Source organism: Paraburkholderia sp. SIMBA_054, assembly GCF_046534875.1.
In the GTDB taxonomy this organism is placed as follows: Bacteria; Pseudomonadota; Gammaproteobacteria; order Burkholderiales; family Burkholderiaceae; genus Paraburkholderia; species Paraburkholderia hospita.
Map to the genome: position 1 here is coordinate 1 of NZ_JAWRXV010001425.1, position 246 is coordinate 246.

Annotated in this window: 1 pseudogene; it reads right to left on the bottom strand. The window is 63.0% G+C overall.

Going from position 1 to position 246, the window contains the following annotated elements:
* A pseudogene (locus SB822_RS59750) lies at window positions 1-165 on the bottom strand (threonine synthase); the annotation flags it as partial.
* Between the last annotated feature and the right edge of the window lie 81 nt (window positions 166-246).

The window sequence follows — 246 nt, forward strand, 5'->3', positions numbered from 1 at the left end:
GTCCGCGTACGGCAGCGTGCGCCAGCGCGTGAGCTCGTCGGCGCTGACGCGCGGATAGTCGGCCGGCAGATAGAGGCCGCCGTCTTTCGCGAGACCGCCAAGCAGGATTTCGGAGAAGGTGTGGCGCTCGCCGGCTCCGGCGCCGCGCGTTGACAGGTAGTTCATAGTTGGCCTAGTTCAGCGCTTCCATGCGCAGCTTCGTGACTTGCGAAACAACGGTCTTCAATGCTTCGATCGTTTTGATCG